The 14404-nt window shown below is 48.7% G+C and carries 16 protein-coding genes; 10 read left to right on the top strand and 6 right to left on the bottom strand.

What is annotated here, in order from left to right; translation table 11 throughout:
- Nucleotides 1-30 precede the first annotated feature (30 nt).
- The 4 genes from UCI88_RS04045 to UCI88_RS04030 form a co-directional block, all read right to left on the bottom strand.
- Nucleotides 31-459: an OmpH/Skp family outer membrane protein gene (locus tag UCI88_RS04045; RefSeq protein ID WP_044503394.1), complete on the bottom strand. Its 429-nt coding sequence runs from the start codon at nucleotides 457-459 to the stop codon at nucleotides 31-33.
- A 106-nt stretch (nucleotides 460-565) separates the two neighbouring features.
- Entirely contained in the window at nucleotides 566-976 is a 411-nt protein-coding gene (locus tag UCI88_RS04040; RefSeq protein WP_044503393.1) for a GerW family sporulation protein, read from the bottom strand.
- Nucleotides 969-1745: a hypothetical protein gene (locus UCI88_RS04035; protein ID WP_256179702.1), complete on the bottom strand. Its 777-nt coding sequence runs from the start codon at nucleotides 1743-1745 to the stop codon at nucleotides 969-971. The genes UCI88_RS04040 and UCI88_RS04035 overlap by 8 nt, the downstream gene beginning before the upstream one ends.
- Before the next feature lie 68 nt (nucleotides 1746-1813).
- A complete protein-coding gene (locus UCI88_RS04030; protein WP_256179701.1) occupies nucleotides 1814-2938 on the bottom strand; it encodes an NADH:flavin oxidoreductase in 1125 nt (374 codons plus the stop codon).
- Nucleotides 2939-3224: 286 nt separating this feature from the next.
- Here UCI88_RS04030 and UCI88_RS04025 point away from each other — a divergent pair, with 286 nt between their 5' ends.
- The gene (locus UCI88_RS04025) at nucleotides 3225-4508 is read left to right on the top strand and encodes an adenylosuccinate synthase (RefSeq protein ID WP_256179699.1); all 1284 of its coding nucleotides are present in this window, start codon (nucleotides 3225-3227) and stop codon (nucleotides 4506-4508) included.
- Between the two features lie 96 nt (nucleotides 4509-4604).
- On the opposite strand, the gene UCI88_RS04020 is transcribed toward UCI88_RS04025, so the two are convergent.
- Nucleotides 4605-5270, bottom strand: a complete 666-nt coding sequence (locus UCI88_RS04020) for a hypothetical protein (RefSeq protein WP_044503389.1) — start codon at nucleotides 5268-5270, stop codon at nucleotides 4605-4607.
- Between the two features lie 160 nt (nucleotides 5271-5430).
- Between UCI88_RS04020 and UCI88_RS04015 the strand changes: the two genes are divergently transcribed.
- The 4 genes from UCI88_RS04015 to UCI88_RS04000 are packed head-to-tail and all read left to right on the top strand — an operon-like array spanning nucleotide 5431 to nucleotide 9084.
- Nucleotides 5431-6282: a ParB/RepB/Spo0J family partition protein gene (locus UCI88_RS04015; protein ID WP_044503388.1), complete on the top strand. Its 852-nt coding sequence runs from the start codon at nucleotides 5431-5433 to the stop codon at nucleotides 6280-6282.
- Nucleotides 6283-6311: 29 nt separating this feature from the next.
- Nucleotides 6312-6842 carry a DUF4446 family protein gene (locus UCI88_RS04010; protein WP_225068620.1) on the top strand — a complete coding sequence of 177 codons (531 nt, stop codon included), beginning with the start codon at nucleotides 6312-6314 and terminating at the stop codon, nucleotides 6840-6842.
- A 13-nt stretch (nucleotides 6843-6855) separates the two neighbouring features.
- The gene (locus UCI88_RS04005; protein WP_044503386.1) at nucleotides 6856-7866 is read left to right on the top strand and encodes a M23 family metallopeptidase; all 1011 of its coding nucleotides are present in this window, start codon (nucleotides 6856-6858) and stop codon (nucleotides 7864-7866) included.
- Nucleotides 7867-7914: 48 nt separating this feature from the next.
- On the top strand, nucleotides 7915-9084 hold the full coding sequence (locus UCI88_RS04000) for an ABC transporter substrate-binding protein (RefSeq protein WP_256179698.1): 1170 nt from the start codon (nucleotides 7915-7917) through the stop codon (nucleotides 9082-9084).
- On the opposite strand, the gene UCI88_RS03995 is transcribed toward UCI88_RS04000, so the two are convergent.
- Nucleotides 9072-9794, bottom strand: a complete 723-nt coding sequence (locus tag UCI88_RS03995; RefSeq protein ID WP_256179697.1) for a M48 family metallopeptidase — start codon at nucleotides 9792-9794, stop codon at nucleotides 9072-9074. The genes UCI88_RS04000 and UCI88_RS03995 overlap by 13 nt on opposite strands.
- Before the next feature lie 85 nt (nucleotides 9795-9879).
- Here UCI88_RS03995 and UCI88_RS03990 point away from each other — a divergent pair, with 85 nt between their 5' ends.
- The 5 genes from UCI88_RS03990 to UCI88_RS03970 all read left to right on the top strand — a co-directional run.
- Nucleotides 9880-10434: a 3'-5' exonuclease gene (locus tag UCI88_RS03990; protein ID WP_044503384.1), complete on the top strand. Its 555-nt coding sequence runs from the start codon at nucleotides 9880-9882 to the stop codon at nucleotides 10432-10434.
- A gap of 180 nt (nucleotides 10435-10614) precedes the next feature.
- The gene (locus tag UCI88_RS03985) at nucleotides 10615-11562 is read left to right on the top strand and encodes a 2-hydroxyacid dehydrogenase (RefSeq protein WP_044503383.1); all 948 of its coding nucleotides are present in this window, start codon (nucleotides 10615-10617) and stop codon (nucleotides 11560-11562) included.
- A gap of 231 nt (nucleotides 11563-11793) precedes the next feature.
- Entirely contained in the window at nucleotides 11794-12873 is a 1080-nt protein-coding gene (uxuA, locus tag UCI88_RS03980; RefSeq protein WP_256179696.1) for a mannonate dehydratase, read from the top strand.
- A gap of 36 nt (nucleotides 12874-12909) precedes the next feature.
- Complete coding sequence (locus tag UCI88_RS03975; protein ID WP_302357274.1) at nucleotides 12910-14175, top strand: MFS transporter; 1266 nt, start codon at nucleotides 12910-12912, stop codon at nucleotides 14173-14175.
- Nucleotides 14176-14239: 64 nt separating this feature from the next.
- Nucleotides 14240-14404, top strand: a 165-nt coding sequence (locus tag UCI88_RS03970; RefSeq protein ID WP_330024047.1) for a PfkB family carbohydrate kinase, incomplete at its 3' end; no start/stop codon positions are given.

The following is a 14404-nucleotide window of genomic DNA, read 5'->3' as shown; positions in this document are numbered from 1 at the left end:
AAGGTGACAGTCTTTGGAAAATCGATGATTTTATTTTAACAAGGCTTTGACGGCATCCGTTTCGTCGGTAGCATTTTCAGCACCGGCGATGATAGCTCCCTGAGCGACGATGCTGTCGAGGCCTTTTTCTTTGCGGACCTGTTCAACTTTAGAGACGACGTCTTTTTCAATCGGAACGACGAGTTTCGTTTCAAGCTGGCTGAGGTTCTGTGCCAATTCACGGCCGAGGTTCTGTCTTTCCTGATCGGTCTTCAGTTTCGGGGCCTGTTTAGAGAACTTGTCGTTAGCGTCTTTAATAGCCGACTGCATCTGAGCGCTGACTTTCGGGAAGTCTTTGTGCGCCTGAACGAGGGCGTCGAAATTAACGTAACCGACACCAGCAGCAAAGGCTGACGATGCAGCTGCAAGACTCATCATACCCATAACGGCGAGAGATGCCAATTGTTTTTTTAATTTCATAATTTATTCCTCCTATACCGCGGTGCGGTTCAAATACTAAATATGATTATTATTATATTATAACAAATTTAGTTAAGAATTACAATAATGAGCAAAAGAGCTAAGCTTATTTTTCCTCTTTTTCAGGGGATTCATCTTCTGCATCGTCGTGGATATAAATATATTTATCCTTCTTCATCTTGTCGATGATTTCCGGTGCCATGGCGATGAGCTTTTCAAAGGCCGAGGCCTGATAGCCGCCTTTTTTGATGGAGAACATTTCGACGCGGTCGCCTTTGATTACCAGGATAGCTGCCGGTTCGAGTCTGGCTCCACCGCCGCTGCCGATACTGTCGCGGCCGTTGTCGGTCTTACCGTTCAGTCCGCCGGTACCAAAACCGAAGGTGACGTCGACGAAAGGAACCAAGATGGCATCGCCGATGTGGACTGCCTGGCCGACGACGGTTTCGACTTTGATCATTTCTCTGAAACTTTCAAAAATTTGCTCTAAATTGTTTTTGATATTCGAGTTATCCATAGCGCGTCTCCTTATTCACAGCAAACCAATGAGTTATTATATGGCGTACAGGTCGCGACAAGGCAAACATCAAGGTGAACAAGAGGAGCATTGCCGGATAGAGGCGACCTGAAGCGTAGGCGGTGCAGTCATATTGTTCTTCCAAAAAGTTGAAGTGAAGGTTTTCGAGATTTCCGGGACAATAGGCGTATAGTGCGCCGGCTAAGAAACCGGTTTTATGCGGAGCCGGAAGGCCTAGGATTCCGCATAAGGACAGGTGACGAATTTGACCGTGGCCGATGAGGCGGGACAGCCAAGTGAAAAGAGCGGCCAAGAAGTCGGTGTTGACGATGAGGGGAATCCACTCTCCGAGGCTGCCCTTCTTCTTTTCAGGAGGGTCCTTGCCGGCTTCCTTGTCAGGTTCTTTTTCAACCTCTTTTTTAACAGCCTTTTCGACTTCTTTTTCGATATCTTCCATAGGCGGAAGCGTCTCATCTGCTGTTTTTCGGATTTCCTCAGCTGGAGGCGGTTTTTCCCGGGATTCTTCCATCGGGGTTGACTCTTTTTCCGAGGGCAGGCTGTCCTTTTTTCCGAGGATATAGAGTTCATCCTTAAATTCTTCACCTACGGTATAGGACCAGGATTTTCGAATCAGCTGTCGTCCCCAACCGGCACTGAAGGCCAAGTGGAAGGGCGGGCCGATATGGACTTTGATCTCATAAGTGACAGGCAGACATAAAATGAGCAGGATCGTGCTGAATAGTATGACGGCAATGGCGATAAGCGTCATGACCAGCCCTCCTCTTCCATGCGTACAAAATCAACACGTAGCGAATCTCTTTATTTCAGTATAGAATCTCAGACTTCTTGATTTTCTTTTTCCCGCTTATTGAAGATGCAGTCGACGTTTTCAGCACCGAAGCAGCGCGAACAGGAAATGCATAAGGACGGCTCGGTATCGCCTTCGCGCCACCGTTTGGGAAGATCCGGCTGACGCAGGAAAGGGCGGCTCATGGAAATAAAGGCCAAATCCGTTTCACTAAGGGCCTGTTCCATTTCTTCGGCACTGCGGAAGCCGCCGACGACGCCGATATCGATTTTACCTTTTAATAAGGAAGCGGCTTCGGCAGCATAGTTTTTAAAATACATCGGTTCTTTCGTGCGCTTAATGGCCCGGATCGGCCCTTTGCGCGGAAGGGACGATGTATTGCCTCCGCTGACTTCGATGGCGTCGACACCTTCTTCAGCAAGCCAGGTCATGACCTGTTTGCTTTCTTCAAAGGTCAGGCTGCCGTCTTTCATGAAGTCGGCACAGTTCAGCTTGACCCAAATGGGGTAGTCCGGACCGACGGATTTTCTCATAGCCGCAATGGCTTCTAAGAGGAAGCGGGCCCGGTTTTCTAAGCTGCCGCCGTATTCATCGGTACGGGTATTAAAGTGGGGGGACAAGAATTTGCTGGCCAAATAACCGTGAGCCCCATGGAACTGGACGCCGTCGAAGCCGGCTTCTTGGGCTCGTTTGGCTGCCCGGGCAACGGCTTCGATCAGTTCATGAATCTGATCGATTGTCAAGGCCTTCGATTCTTGGGTCCACTTGGCGACCTTTTCGGTAACGCCGCTGGGACTGAAGATGAAGCGTTCTTCCCCTTCGGGTACTTCCGGCAGGAGGATGGCCGATCCCATGACGACGAGCTGAGCGACGACTTTACTGCCGTGGTCGTGGACGTGCTGGGTAACCTTGGCGAGGGGTTCGATGCACTGGTCATCGTCAATGCGAATCTGGCAGTGCTGCCGCGGTTCCATTTTATTGGTAGCCATCATACCGGTAATGATGATACCGGCACCGCCGTCTGCCAATTTTTCATACATTTTGGTCAGATTTTCTGTCGGCACACCGTACCTTCCCATTCCTTCAAACGTAGCAGAACGGATAATACGGCAGTTCGTTTCAATACGGCCGATGCGACAGGTATCAAATAACATAGTAAAAATCTCTCCTTGGTAATAAAAATTGAATTTCAGTTTTTTCTTTGGTATTTCCATATTATACAATATTTGTTGAAATAAGCCAATGAGTTGTTTTATCAAGTCTGTATCGAAATGTTTCTTTTTTATTTTTATAGGGATCCCGAGGGAAAATTTTTTTTATTCAAGCTGACATCGTAAAAAAGGGGTAAAAGCTATTGCCTTTTTAGTAGCATAACTATAAGGCCTATGGTATAATGTAAGTGTTTGTTAATTTTGCAATTCATGAAGGGATGTTGAATACATGGCTACAGCAATGGTAATCGGAACCCAGTGGGGCGACGAAGGAAAAGGTAAAATCGTAGATTATTTGGCCCAAAAAGCCGACGTCGTCATCCGCTCCCAAGGTGGGAATAATGCCGGCCATACGGTCGTCGTTGACGATAAGTCCTTTGCACTGCGCCTCTTGCCGTCGGGAATCCTCTTTTCCGACAAAACTTGTATCATCGGCAGCGGTGTCGTTGTTAACCCGAAAGTCCTCCTCGAAGAAATTGAAAGCATGACTTCAAAAGGCGTAACTATCAGTAAGCTGGAAATTTCTACGCGGGCACACGTCATTATGCCGTACCATGTCCGTATTGATGAAGAAGATGAAAAGCTCAAGGGCGATGCTAAAATCGGCACGACGAAAAATGGTATCGGCCCCTGCTATGCCGATAAAATCAACCGTGTCGGCATTCGCATTGGCGATCTCATGGACCGCGATGTTTTTGCGGAAAAATTGCGTAGCAATATGGAATTGAAAAATCGTCTCTTTGAAAAATATTACGGCTGCCAGGGCTTCGATTACGATGAAGTACTCCAGGAATACCTCGGTTATGCCGACCAAATCCGCCAGTATGTAAAGGATACGAACTACTCGGCTAACCTCTACGTCAGTGAAGGTAAGAAGGTCCTCTTTGAAGGGGCTCAGGCAGCTATGCTTGATTTAGACCATGGTACATATCCCTTCGTCACCAGCTCGAATCCGACGGCCGGCGGTGCCTGCACCGGTTCCGGTGTCGGTCCTCGCCGCATGGAAAATATCGTCGGTGTCGTAAAAGCCTATACGACGCGTGTCGGTGCCGGTCCGTTCCCGGCGGAACAGCTCAATGAAATCGGTGATTATCTGCGCAATACGGGTCGCGAATTCGGTACCGTTACCGGTCGTCCCCGCCGCTGCGGATGGCTCGATACGGCCGTTGTAAAATACGCAGCTATGTTGAACAGCCTCGATTATTTGGCTATTACCCGCCTCGACATCCTCGACGACTTGGATACGATTAAAATCTGCACGGGATACAAATACAAGGGCCAGCAGCTGAAAGAATATCCGGCCAGCCTCGATGTCCTTGAAAACGTCGAACCGATTTATGAAGATATGCCGGGTTGGAAGACGTCGATTTCAAACTGCAAATCCTATGATGAACTGCCGGAAGCAGCCCGTCATTATGTGGAACGGATTAGCGAACTCGTCGGCGTACCTCTGGGAATCGTCTCTGTCGGTCCGAACCGCAATCAGACCATCATTCTTAAAACCATTTTTTAAGTAACTGAATTATACCATAACAAAAAGGACCTGCCATTTACATGGCAGGTCCTTTAACATAGATATTCAAGTTATGGAGACGGACGGTGTTATAATTTATTCTCCGCAGTGACCGGCCATGGCGCAGCCGCCGCAGGAACCGCCGCAGGAACTGCATCCGCCGGCTTCGGCAAAGTTAAGGCCAATCATACCGGCCACCGTTTTGCGGGGCATGAGCATGCCGCTGGGAAGAAGGGATACGCCTATCTGTTCGGCGTGGACGGCCTGGGCGATGTTGGCCGTCTGTCCGGCCGGCCAGTCGCCTGTTCCGGGGCTCATGGCCCATACGGCTTTATAACCTTTATCGGCACTGGCTTCATCGAGGGTTTCGACGAGCTGCTTGGTGTAGCCTGCCGTGGCAACGGCTGCGGCCGAATCGAGGGCTAAGCCTCGGGTGATTTCTTTATCCATGAACAGCTTGTCGATTTCCTGTTCCACGGCTTCGCCGAGGGTGACGGCATACATCAATACGATGGCCGAGTCTTCGATGAGCTGGCGGGCCGCTTGACTGTTGACGGTAAAAGGACTGTCGCAGAGTACCATGTGCGACGTATTATCGTAGAAGCACTGCTGGCACGAGGCCTGTGGTTTTGCCAGTTCCATGACGCGTTGGCAGGCTTCGTTTACAATATCATCGGACAGCTCTTGAGCGCCGCGCTGCTGGGCATATTCTTTGACGCTGGCAGCGTCTATTTCCTTTAAGGGATCTGTAAATAGTGGCATATGTTACATCCTTTCTGAATGAGGTATTTTTTCCTTATTATATCATATAACTTTCATAAAATTGGAGAAAAGATGAGAGAATAAATATTTGATTAAATGAGTGATAGACTATATACTATAATATAGACCTAAAAATAATTACGAGAGAAATGAGGTGGCCATGGTGGCAGGCGACGGTCATTCTGCGAAAAAGGAAGGAATCACTGAAATTGCTGTCGAATGTATTGTACCCAACCCCCGGCAGCCGCGTCGCTCCTTTGATGAAGCGGCTTTAGAGGCCTTAGCCGAGTCTATCCGCCAGCATGGTTTGGTTCAGCCCATTGTCGTCCAAAAGTCAGGACCCGGTCAGTACGAACTCATTGCCGGAGAGCGAAGGCTGCGGGCGGCCAGGCGATGCGGGCTGAAACTGATTCCGGCGATTATTCGTCGGTATACCCTTGCAGAAGCCGCTGAAATCGCGCTTATTGAAAATTTGCAGCGCGAAGACTTGGATGCGATTGAAGAAGGCCTGGCTTATGATCGCTTGATGACTGAGTTTGGTCTGACCCAAGAGCAGACGGCGCAGAAAGTTGGAAAAAGTCGCTCTCATATCGCCAATATGGTGCGGCTGCTGCAGCTGCCGGAAGCGATTAAAAGTTTGATTGTCGAAGGCAAACTGTCTATGGGACAGACTCGTCCCTTATTGCAGCTTCCGACGGAGAAACAGCAGTGCGAAGCGGCCCTTTACATCTTGAAATACGAGTTGTCCGCCCGAAAGGCCGAAGCTTTTGTACGGCGACTACTGGCTGAGAACGGTCCGAAACCGGAGCCCGATGCCCATCTGGCGCTCTTACAGGATAAGCTGAAGATGGCTTTGGGAACGGATGTTTCTATTCAGATGCGGCCCGGACCGGGACGAGGAAAAATTGAAATTTCATTTTCATCAGAAGCGGAGTTTGAACGACTGATGTCGATACTCACCGAAGAAAACGACGGCCGTGAGCGGTCGACCTTTTCTTCGTTTCATATATAATCTATTGGTATATCTACGGGAGGAACAAAATGTTTAATGTTGACATGCAGGTTGCTGCGATGGCGCTTGCCGGTATAGGCGGTTTGCTTTTATTGATTTTGCTCGTCTATATTGCCTTTTTACACTGGAAAATCAAAAAATTAGAAACGAAGTATACCTTTTTTATGCAGGATGAAACGGGAACCAGCGTCGAAGCGAAACTGCGGGATGATGTTGAAAAGCTGCACAATCTGCAGGGGACCCTGGATTTGATTCATCAGACACAAAAAGATATCATGGCTGTACAGAACCACTGTTTCCGTAAAATCGGTTTCGTAAAATACAATGCCTTTGACAATATCGGTAATAATTTAAGCTTTGCCTTTACGGTTCTCGATGGGAAAAATGACGGATTCTGTCTTTCCAGTGTGTATGGCCGCAATGAATCCCGTATTTTTGCAAAACCAATTGTCGACGGAAAGTGTCTTTATGGCATGAGTGAAGAAGAAAAAGAAAGCCTGGACAACGCTTTGAATTACAGTGGTGACATGCAGGCTGTTCAGAAGGATATGGAAGAATAAAGAGGGGAAAAAGGTGAAGTTCCAACTTAAGGACTATCCATGGATGAAGGCCCTGCAAAATTGGTGGCAGCGAGTAAAGCCGACGAAGATGCCGGCTTGGTGGCCTGCCTCTTTGCAGGTTGACCGGACCGAACCATTGGTGGTAACGCCGGAGCAGTATAAAAAATTCATTCGAATCGGAGTCGCGACAGCAATTTTCATTGTAATTGCTGTCGGCATCGGTATTTATGAATTCGTTTCGCTCCAACAGGCTAAAGACCAAGAAATGCTGCATGAACAGCAGCTGGAGCTGATGCGGGATAAGACGACATCGCTCCAAGAAAAAATGGATAAAATGGATGCACTCGACCAGGAACTGCGGCAAATGGTCAAGGGATCGGGGGCTGGTGACAGCCCAAAAGGTGACGGTGGCGTAGCAGGGGGACAGAAGAAATCTCCGGACCTTTCGAATGCCAGCTACAATGACCTGTTATTGGCCACCTCTCGTTTGGAAACGCGCAGCAATGCCCGTATTATCAGCTTTATCACCTTAAAGACCGTCCTTAGCGATACGGCCGGTCAACAAGTACTGCAGATGCAGCAAAACAGCCGTATGTACCAGGTCGGCGGCAATTCAGGCAGTCCCAACAGCGCATCTACCGTGCCGTCTATTTGGCCGGTCACAGGGACCGTTACGTCTGAATTCGGGTATCGAGGGAATCCTATTGGCGGTGGTTCCGGCTTCCATGAAGGGATCGATATCGGCGTTGACTACGGTGTCCCCGTTCGGGCAACGGCAGCCGGCAAGGTTACCATGGCCGGCTGGGTCGATGGCTACGGCAACCTCGTTGAAATCGATCATGGCAACGGTTTTGTTACCCGCTATGGTCATAATTCCATGCTCCTCGTTACAGTCGGACAGGAAGTCCAGGCCGGATCTATTATTTCACTGGCCGGCAGCACCGGCCGGAGTACGGGACCTCACGTCCACTATGAGGTCCGGGTCAATGGATCGCCGACGAACCCCTTGCTGTTTTTGCCTTGATAAAAAAACTTTGGCAGACTTTTTTTCAAATGAGGAAGGAGGACTTTCATGAAAAAAAATGTTCAGTTCCTTGTCCTATTTGTCTTTTTGTCTGCCTTTTTGCTGGGCGGATGTGCCTTTGTTCGCCAGTATACAGGCGTTCTCATCGGAACCAATCTGGCTCTGAGCGGAAAAGGGATGTCCTATTCGGCGTCAACCGAACGAGGCATCGAATTGGCGAAGGATATTGTCAATGAACGCGGCGGCCTGCTGGGCAAACCGGTACAGCTGGTATCGGTAGATAATCACGGAAAGCCCGAAGATGCCGTGGCTGCGATTCAGCAGCTGAACGTACGACACGTGTCGGCTATCATCGGTCCTGATATAACCGACTGTACGAGAGCCGTCATTCCAAATGTGGAAGCCGTTAAGATTCCCCTTATCAGTCCGGCCGGGACACAGCCCGATATTACTGTCGATATTCGGGCCAATGAAGTCTATCAATACATGTTCCGAGCAGCCTTTATCGACGCCTCTCAAGGTCGGGCTATGGTAGATTATGCCCGCCATAACCTTCATGCCGGCAGGGCGGCTGTCTTTTACTATCCTGATAAGATGTATGCGCAAGGACTGGCAGAATACTTTCGCAGCGCTTTTCTTGCCGGCGGAGGCGAGGTCCCTATCTTTCGAGCTGTATCGGATCCGGGAGAACTCGTTCAGGTTGTATCTGAATTAAAAGCCGACGGCGTCGATGTCATTTATCTGCCGGGATACGACGATTGGACGATTCCGGCTATTAAAGTATTGAGAAGTCAAGGAATCTCCGTGCCGTTGTTGGGGCCTGACGGCTGGAACAGCCTTAAAATGGAAAGGGATATTGAGCCTCAATATCTGACGAATCTTTATTATACCGATCACTATGCCGGAAACGAGTCGAGTGAGGCTGCTCGTCAGTTTTCTCAAGCCTATTATGAAAAATACGGCGTTTGGCCCGATGGCTATGCAGCCCTTGGCTACGATGCCTTTATGATGACGGCAGCCGCCATTTCACGCTGTCAGTCCGGGGATCCGACAGAGGTCGCTAAAGAATTGGTCAAGACGATTGACTACCAAGGGGCGACCGGGACGATTTCCCTTGACGCCAATCACGATGCGATTAAAGATGTGTTCATCCTGACTTTCAAAGACGGAGAGCCGGAACTTGCAGCGACGATTCCACCTGATTATCAGATGCAGTAGGGCAGATAGCGGTTCATGGCCTTGCGGCGCTCCTTCCAGTCCGGCATGCGGACGGTCATGACGTCATAAAAATGGCGGGAATGGTTGGGGTGGATGAAGTGGCAGAGCTCATGGAGCATGACGTGGTCAATGATGGCTTCCGGCATAATGACCAAGTAGGTGTTCATGGTCACGATGCCTTTTAGGGGCATGCACGAGCCCCAGCGAGAGCGCATGATTCGTTGTTTGAGGACCGGTTCTTTGAGGTTATATTCTTTAAATAAGGGCAGCATTCGTTGGAGACTGTCTGAAAAAAGGGGTGCTCCGATGCGCTGCAAAAGCTGATGATACAGTTTCTGCCTCGTCTGCGGCGTATCTTCCTTGAGTTCCATAAACACCGTGTCCTGGTTTCGCCGGATGGAATTGCGAAGGCCTAGACGGACGTCGAGACGGTAAGGCTTGCCTGTAATCAAGAGGGTTTCGCCGTCACTCAGTGTCAGGAAGGGAGAATTTTTCTGTTGTTCCTGCATCTTTTGGAAGGCTCGGCAGATAAGGTCGCTCTTTTTTTGTAAGAAGGCTTCGATATACTCCCAGGGCACACGGGGCGATGCGGAAATGAACAGGGATCCGTCGCCTCGGATATGGAGATTGATGTTCTTTACTTTTTTGCGGACGACCGTTACGGAAAATGTCCGGTCCTGAGCCGCAAAAGTATATTGTTCACTGGTCATAGAAATACCTCGTACAGATAACGTAATCAGAATGCAGATTTTATTGTAAGTAGATTTTAGATTTTTGTCAAAAGGATGGTATCGTATGCTTGATTTTACGGCATTTGATTTTGAAACGGCCAATAAATACGCCAACAGTGCCTGCTCATTGGCGGCGGTCACCATGAATGACGATCAGTGTGTCCGCCAGGGCTATACGCTGATTCGGCCGCCCTTTATGGTATTCGACCCGGGAAACATTGAAATTCACGGGATTCAGCCGGAACAAGTCGCCCATAAACCGAAATTCGATGCCTTGTGGGGGAATATCCGAACCCATTTAGAAGGGCGGATTTTGGTGGCTCATTACGCCGTTTTTGATACGCGCGTCCTGCGCAGTCTCCTGAAGTATTACCATTTAGAAAAACCACAGGCTTCGTATGCCTGCACGGTAGAAATATCGCGCCGCGTGTGGCCGGATCTGCCCAACCATAAACTCGATACGGTTGCCGGTTATCTGGGCTATTCTTTCCAGCACCATCAAGCCCTTGATGATGCCAGAGCCTGTGCTCACATCGTCTTAAAAGCGGCCGAAGCCGTAGGCGCTTCGTCGATGGAAGAATTGTTGTGGGAGACGAATTTAAAATTAAAACAGCTATAATTTACTGTTGGCAGTCCTTCACGATTGCCGGCAGTATTTTTTTCCTTATTTTTGATGTATGCTATCTGTTTTTTGTATAGCATTACATTTTATATGCTTATTTTCCATAGAGGATTACAAATCCCTACTATCTGCGTATAATTAAGACAGTGATTACTATCCTGAAAGGAGCTTTTTAACATGAAAATCGTCTTATTAGAATCGTTAGGTATCAGTCAGGAATTACTTGACTCTTATGTAAAACCGCTTACGGAAAAAGGCTATGAATTTGCAGCCTATGAAAGAAATGATGACGTCGCTGTCCAAATCGAAGAAGCAAAAGATGCCGATATCCTCATTATTGCCAATATGCCCCTTAAGGCAGAGGTCATCAACGCCTGCCCGAACTTGAAATACATCGATGTCGCTTTTACCGGTGTCGATCACGTGGCCCTCGATGCGGCTAAAGCAAGAGGCATAAAAGTCAGCAACGCGTCGGGCTATTCGACCGTTGCCGTTGCAGAACTGACCATTGCCATGATGCTTGATTTACTGCGCCGCGTTCCTCAAGTCGACGCAGCCTGCCGGGCCGGAGGCACCAAAGCAGGGCTTGTCGGCAACGAATTGGAAGGGAAAACCGTCGGCCTTATCGGGACCGGTCATATCGGCCATCGCGTAGCCGAATTGGTCCATGCCTTCGGTGCTAAGGTCATCGCTTATAATGGTTTCTCCCATAAAGAAGATACGGAATTAATCAAGTATTTGCCGTTGAAAGAATTGATGGCCCAGTCTGACATCGTCAGCCTTCATTGCCCGGTAACGGAACAGTCTAAGGGCATGATTAACGCAGAAACCCTGTCTTATATGAAGCCGACAGCCTTCCTTATCAATGAAGCTCGCGGTCCGGTTGTCGTCTCAAAGGACTTAGCCGACGCCCTCAACAGTGGTAAAATCGCCGGTGCCGGCATCGACGTCTTTGAAAAAGAACCGCCCCTCGACACCGATCATCCCCTCCTCCATTCAAAGAACACCATCGTCACGCCTCACGTAGCCTTTGCGACGGCTGAATCGATGGCCAAACGCGCCGTTATCGTCTTTGATAATATTGACGCCTATCTTGCCGGAAATCAGAAGAATGTCGTCTTATAATTAAAATATACTCTAACGTACGTCCCAAGCAGGGCTGCTCTCACACGGCAACCCTGTTTTTTATGTGTAAAAATCATCTTACGAAATCAATCATTCTATTTCTTCAAGATGGGGAAGTTTTTATTGCACTGCGAACACTAGTATGGTAGTATGCAACCGTAGCAAAAATAAATGAAAACACAATAAAAATAAAAAGTTTATTTTTTAGTTACTATTAGGAGGAATTAATCTATGAGAATGACATTCCGTTGGTACGGAGAGAAAGATGACAAAATTACACTGCAGCAGATCGACCAAATTCCGGGCATGGATGGCATCGTCGGTGCCTTATTTGATATTCCTGTCGGTGAAGTGTGGCCGGTTGAACCGTTGATGCATATCAAAAAGCAGGCGGAAGCCAACAACTTAGTATTCAAAGATTTGGAAAGCATCAATGTCCATGAAGACATTAAATTAGGCCTGCCGAGCCGCGACCAGTACATCGAAAATTATATTACGTCCCTTCGCAATGCTGCCAAGGCCGGTATCGAAATGGTATGCTACAATTTCATGCCTGTCTTTGACTGGACTCGGACGGAACTTGCTAAACCCTTGTATGACGGCTCGACGGTTCTCGCTTATGACTACCATCTCATTGCCGGTAAGACGCCGGAAGACATGACTCGGGAAATCCTTGATAATACGAATGGTTTTGTCCTTCCCGGATGGGAACCGGAACGGTTGAAAGAACTGTCCCACCTGATTGAACAGTACCAGGGCATGGATGAAGACGGTCTGCGCAAAAATCTCGAATATTTCCTGAAAGCCATTGTTCCCGTTGCTGAAGAAGTGGGCATCAAAATGGCGATTCATCCCGACGATCCCCCCATTTCTGTTTTTGGACTGCCCCGCATCGTCAAAAACGAAAGTGACCTCACGAAGATTGCCAAGATGGTCGACAGCGAAAGCAACGGCTTTACGATTTGCACGGGCTCTCTCGGCTCGAACCGTCAAAACGATATTCCTCACATCATTCGTAAATTCGGTAAAATGGGCCGCATAAACTTCCTTCATGTCCGCAACATCCAGGTCCATGAACCGTGGGTGTTCAATGAAGTAGCCCATAAATCCCAGATCGGGAACTTAGATATGTATGAAATTATGAAAGCTGCTTACGATATCGGTTTTGAAGGCCCCGTCCGTCCTGACCACGGCCGTATGATTTGGGGAGAAGAAGGTCGTCCGGGCTATGGTTTATATGACCGTGCACTTGGGGCTAACTATCTCTGTGGCTTGTGGGATGCGATTAACCGTACATGCGGACAGTTGTAAAGGAGAATTATCATGACAAAAGGAAACTTTAAAAATATGAGATGGATTATTATCGGTCTCTGCTTCCTGGCAAATGCCATTAACTATATTGACCGTGCCAACTTGGCAATTGCAGCTCCTCATATCCGAGCTGAACTGGCCTTGGATCCGGCTACGATGGGCGTCATCATGAGTGCTTTCTTTTGGACCTATGCCCTGTGCCAGATGCCGGCAGGCTGGTTTATCGATAAAGTCGGTGTTCGTCTGAGCTTGGCCTTTGCTGTTGCCTGGTGGTCTGTCTTTACGGCCGTGACCGGTATGGTTCATACTTTCGGTCATATGGTCGGGTCCCGACTCTTGTTAGGTGTCGGTGAATCGGCGGCGATGCCTTCCTTTGCAAAAGCTGCATATAACTGGTTTCCCCGAAAAGAACGCGGCATTGCTTGCAGTATCTTTGACAGCGGGTCCCGTGTCGGTTCGGCCTTATCGCTGCCGTTGATTGCTTGGATCATTTCTGTAATGGGCTGGCGAGGCTCCTTTATTATTACAGGCCTTATCGGTATTGGTTGGGCCCTCGCCTGGTGGTTCATTTATCGTGATCCGGAAAAATATCGCGATATTGCACCGGAACAAGTAGAAGCTTTATTAGCTGAACGCGGTGAAAATCAGGCTTCGGAATCTAAAGAAGCCGGTGAAGGCAAGGTTTCTTGGGCTGATTTGTTCCGCTATAAGACCGTTTGGGGCCTTATGATCGGCCTGTTCTGCCTGAATTTTGCCATCTACTTTTTTATCACTTGGTTCCCCAGCTACTTAATGGAAACCCGCGGCTTTTCTTTGAAAGCATTGGGGACCTTGGGGATGCTGCCGGCACTGTTGGCGATTCCCGGCGGATGGCTTGGCGGCCTTACCTCTGACTATCTCTTGCGTCGCGGCCATTCGGCTACGTTTTCACGTAAACTTTGTTTAGTTGGCGGCATGCTTCTTTCTTCCTGCATTGCCCTTTGTGCATTCGTCGATAATATCTATATCTGCTTGGCCCTTTTTGCCTTGTCTTATGCAAGCTTATCCTTTGCTGGCTCTAATACGTGGGTTATTGTCGGTGAAATTGCGCCTACGCCTAAGCATGTGGCTTCTATCGGCGGGATTATGAACTTTGCCGGCAACTTAGCAGGTATTTTCATTACGACCTTTACCGGTGTCATGCTGACGATTACCGAAGGCTCTTTCCTGGTTCCCCTTGCAGCGGCTGGTGTCTTGTGCATACTCGGTGCCTTGTCTTACTTGTTCCTCGTTGGTCGAGTTGAACCGTTACCGTTAAAATAATTAAACCATAATTGTTGATGAGCCGCTGTTTCAAGCGGCTCTATCTTTTTAAAAGGAGTTTATCATGAAGAATGTGCTTACTATTGGGGAAGCGATGGGGCTTCTCATCGCCGAAGAAGCGGGGCCGTTGGAATCGGTGGAACATTTTTCCCGCCACGTCTGCGGGGCGGAACTGAACTATGCTGTCGGCATGGCTCGTTTGGGAAACAACGTATCGTATATCTCCAAG

The organism is Megasphaera massiliensis (genome assembly GCF_036305205.1).
GTDB classification, from domain to species: Bacteria; Bacillota; Negativicutes; order Veillonellales; family Megasphaeraceae; genus Megasphaera; species Megasphaera massiliensis.
The sequence above is the reverse complement of the archived record's forward strand: the minus strand, read 5'-3'. Positions and strand labels throughout refer to the sequence as shown.

Coding starts and splice junctions, on each gene's coding strand:
- UCI88_RS04045 (WP_044503394.1), bottom strand. CDS start 459: ATGAAATTAAAAAAACAATTGGCATCTCTCGCCGTTATGGGTATGATG.
- UCI88_RS04040 (WP_044503393.1), bottom strand. CDS start 976: ATGGATAACTCGAATATCAAAAACAATTTAGAGCAAATTTTTGAAAGT.
- UCI88_RS04035 (WP_256179702.1), bottom strand. CDS start 1,745: ATGACGCTTATCGCCATTGCCGTCATACTATTCAGCACGATCCTGCTC.
- UCI88_RS04030 (WP_256179701.1), bottom strand. CDS start 2,938: ATGTTATTTGATACCTGTCGCATCGGCCGTATTGAAACGAACTGCCGT.
- UCI88_RS04025 (WP_256179699.1), top strand. CDS start 3,225: ATGGCTACAGCAATGGTAATCGGAACCCAGTGGGGCGACGAAGGAAAA.
- UCI88_RS04020 (WP_044503389.1), bottom strand. CDS start 5,270: ATGCCACTATTTACAGATCCCTTAAAGGAAATAGACGCTGCCAGCGTC.
- UCI88_RS04015 (WP_044503388.1), top strand. CDS start 5,431: ATGGTGGCAGGCGACGGTCATTCTGCGAAAAAGGAAGGAATCACTGAA.
- UCI88_RS04010 (WP_225068620.1), top strand. CDS start 6,312: ATGTTTAATGTTGACATGCAGGTTGCTGCGATGGCGCTTGCCGGTATA.
- UCI88_RS04000 (WP_256179698.1), top strand. CDS start 7,915: ATGAAAAAAAATGTTCAGTTCCTTGTCCTATTTGTCTTTTTGTCTGCC.
- UCI88_RS03995 (WP_256179697.1), bottom strand. CDS start 9,794: ATGACCAGTGAACAATATACTTTTGCGGCTCAGGACCGGACATTTTCC.
- UCI88_RS03990 (WP_044503384.1), top strand. CDS start 9,880: ATGCTTGATTTTACGGCATTTGATTTTGAAACGGCCAATAAATACGCC.
- UCI88_RS03985 (WP_044503383.1), top strand. CDS start 10,615: ATGAAAATCGTCTTATTAGAATCGTTAGGTATCAGTCAGGAATTACTT.
- uxuA (WP_256179696.1), top strand. CDS start 11,794: ATGAGAATGACATTCCGTTGGTACGGAGAGAAAGATGACAAAATTACA.
- UCI88_RS03975 (WP_302357274.1), top strand. CDS start 12,910: ATGAGATGGATTATTATCGGTCTCTGCTTCCTGGCAAATGCCATTAAC.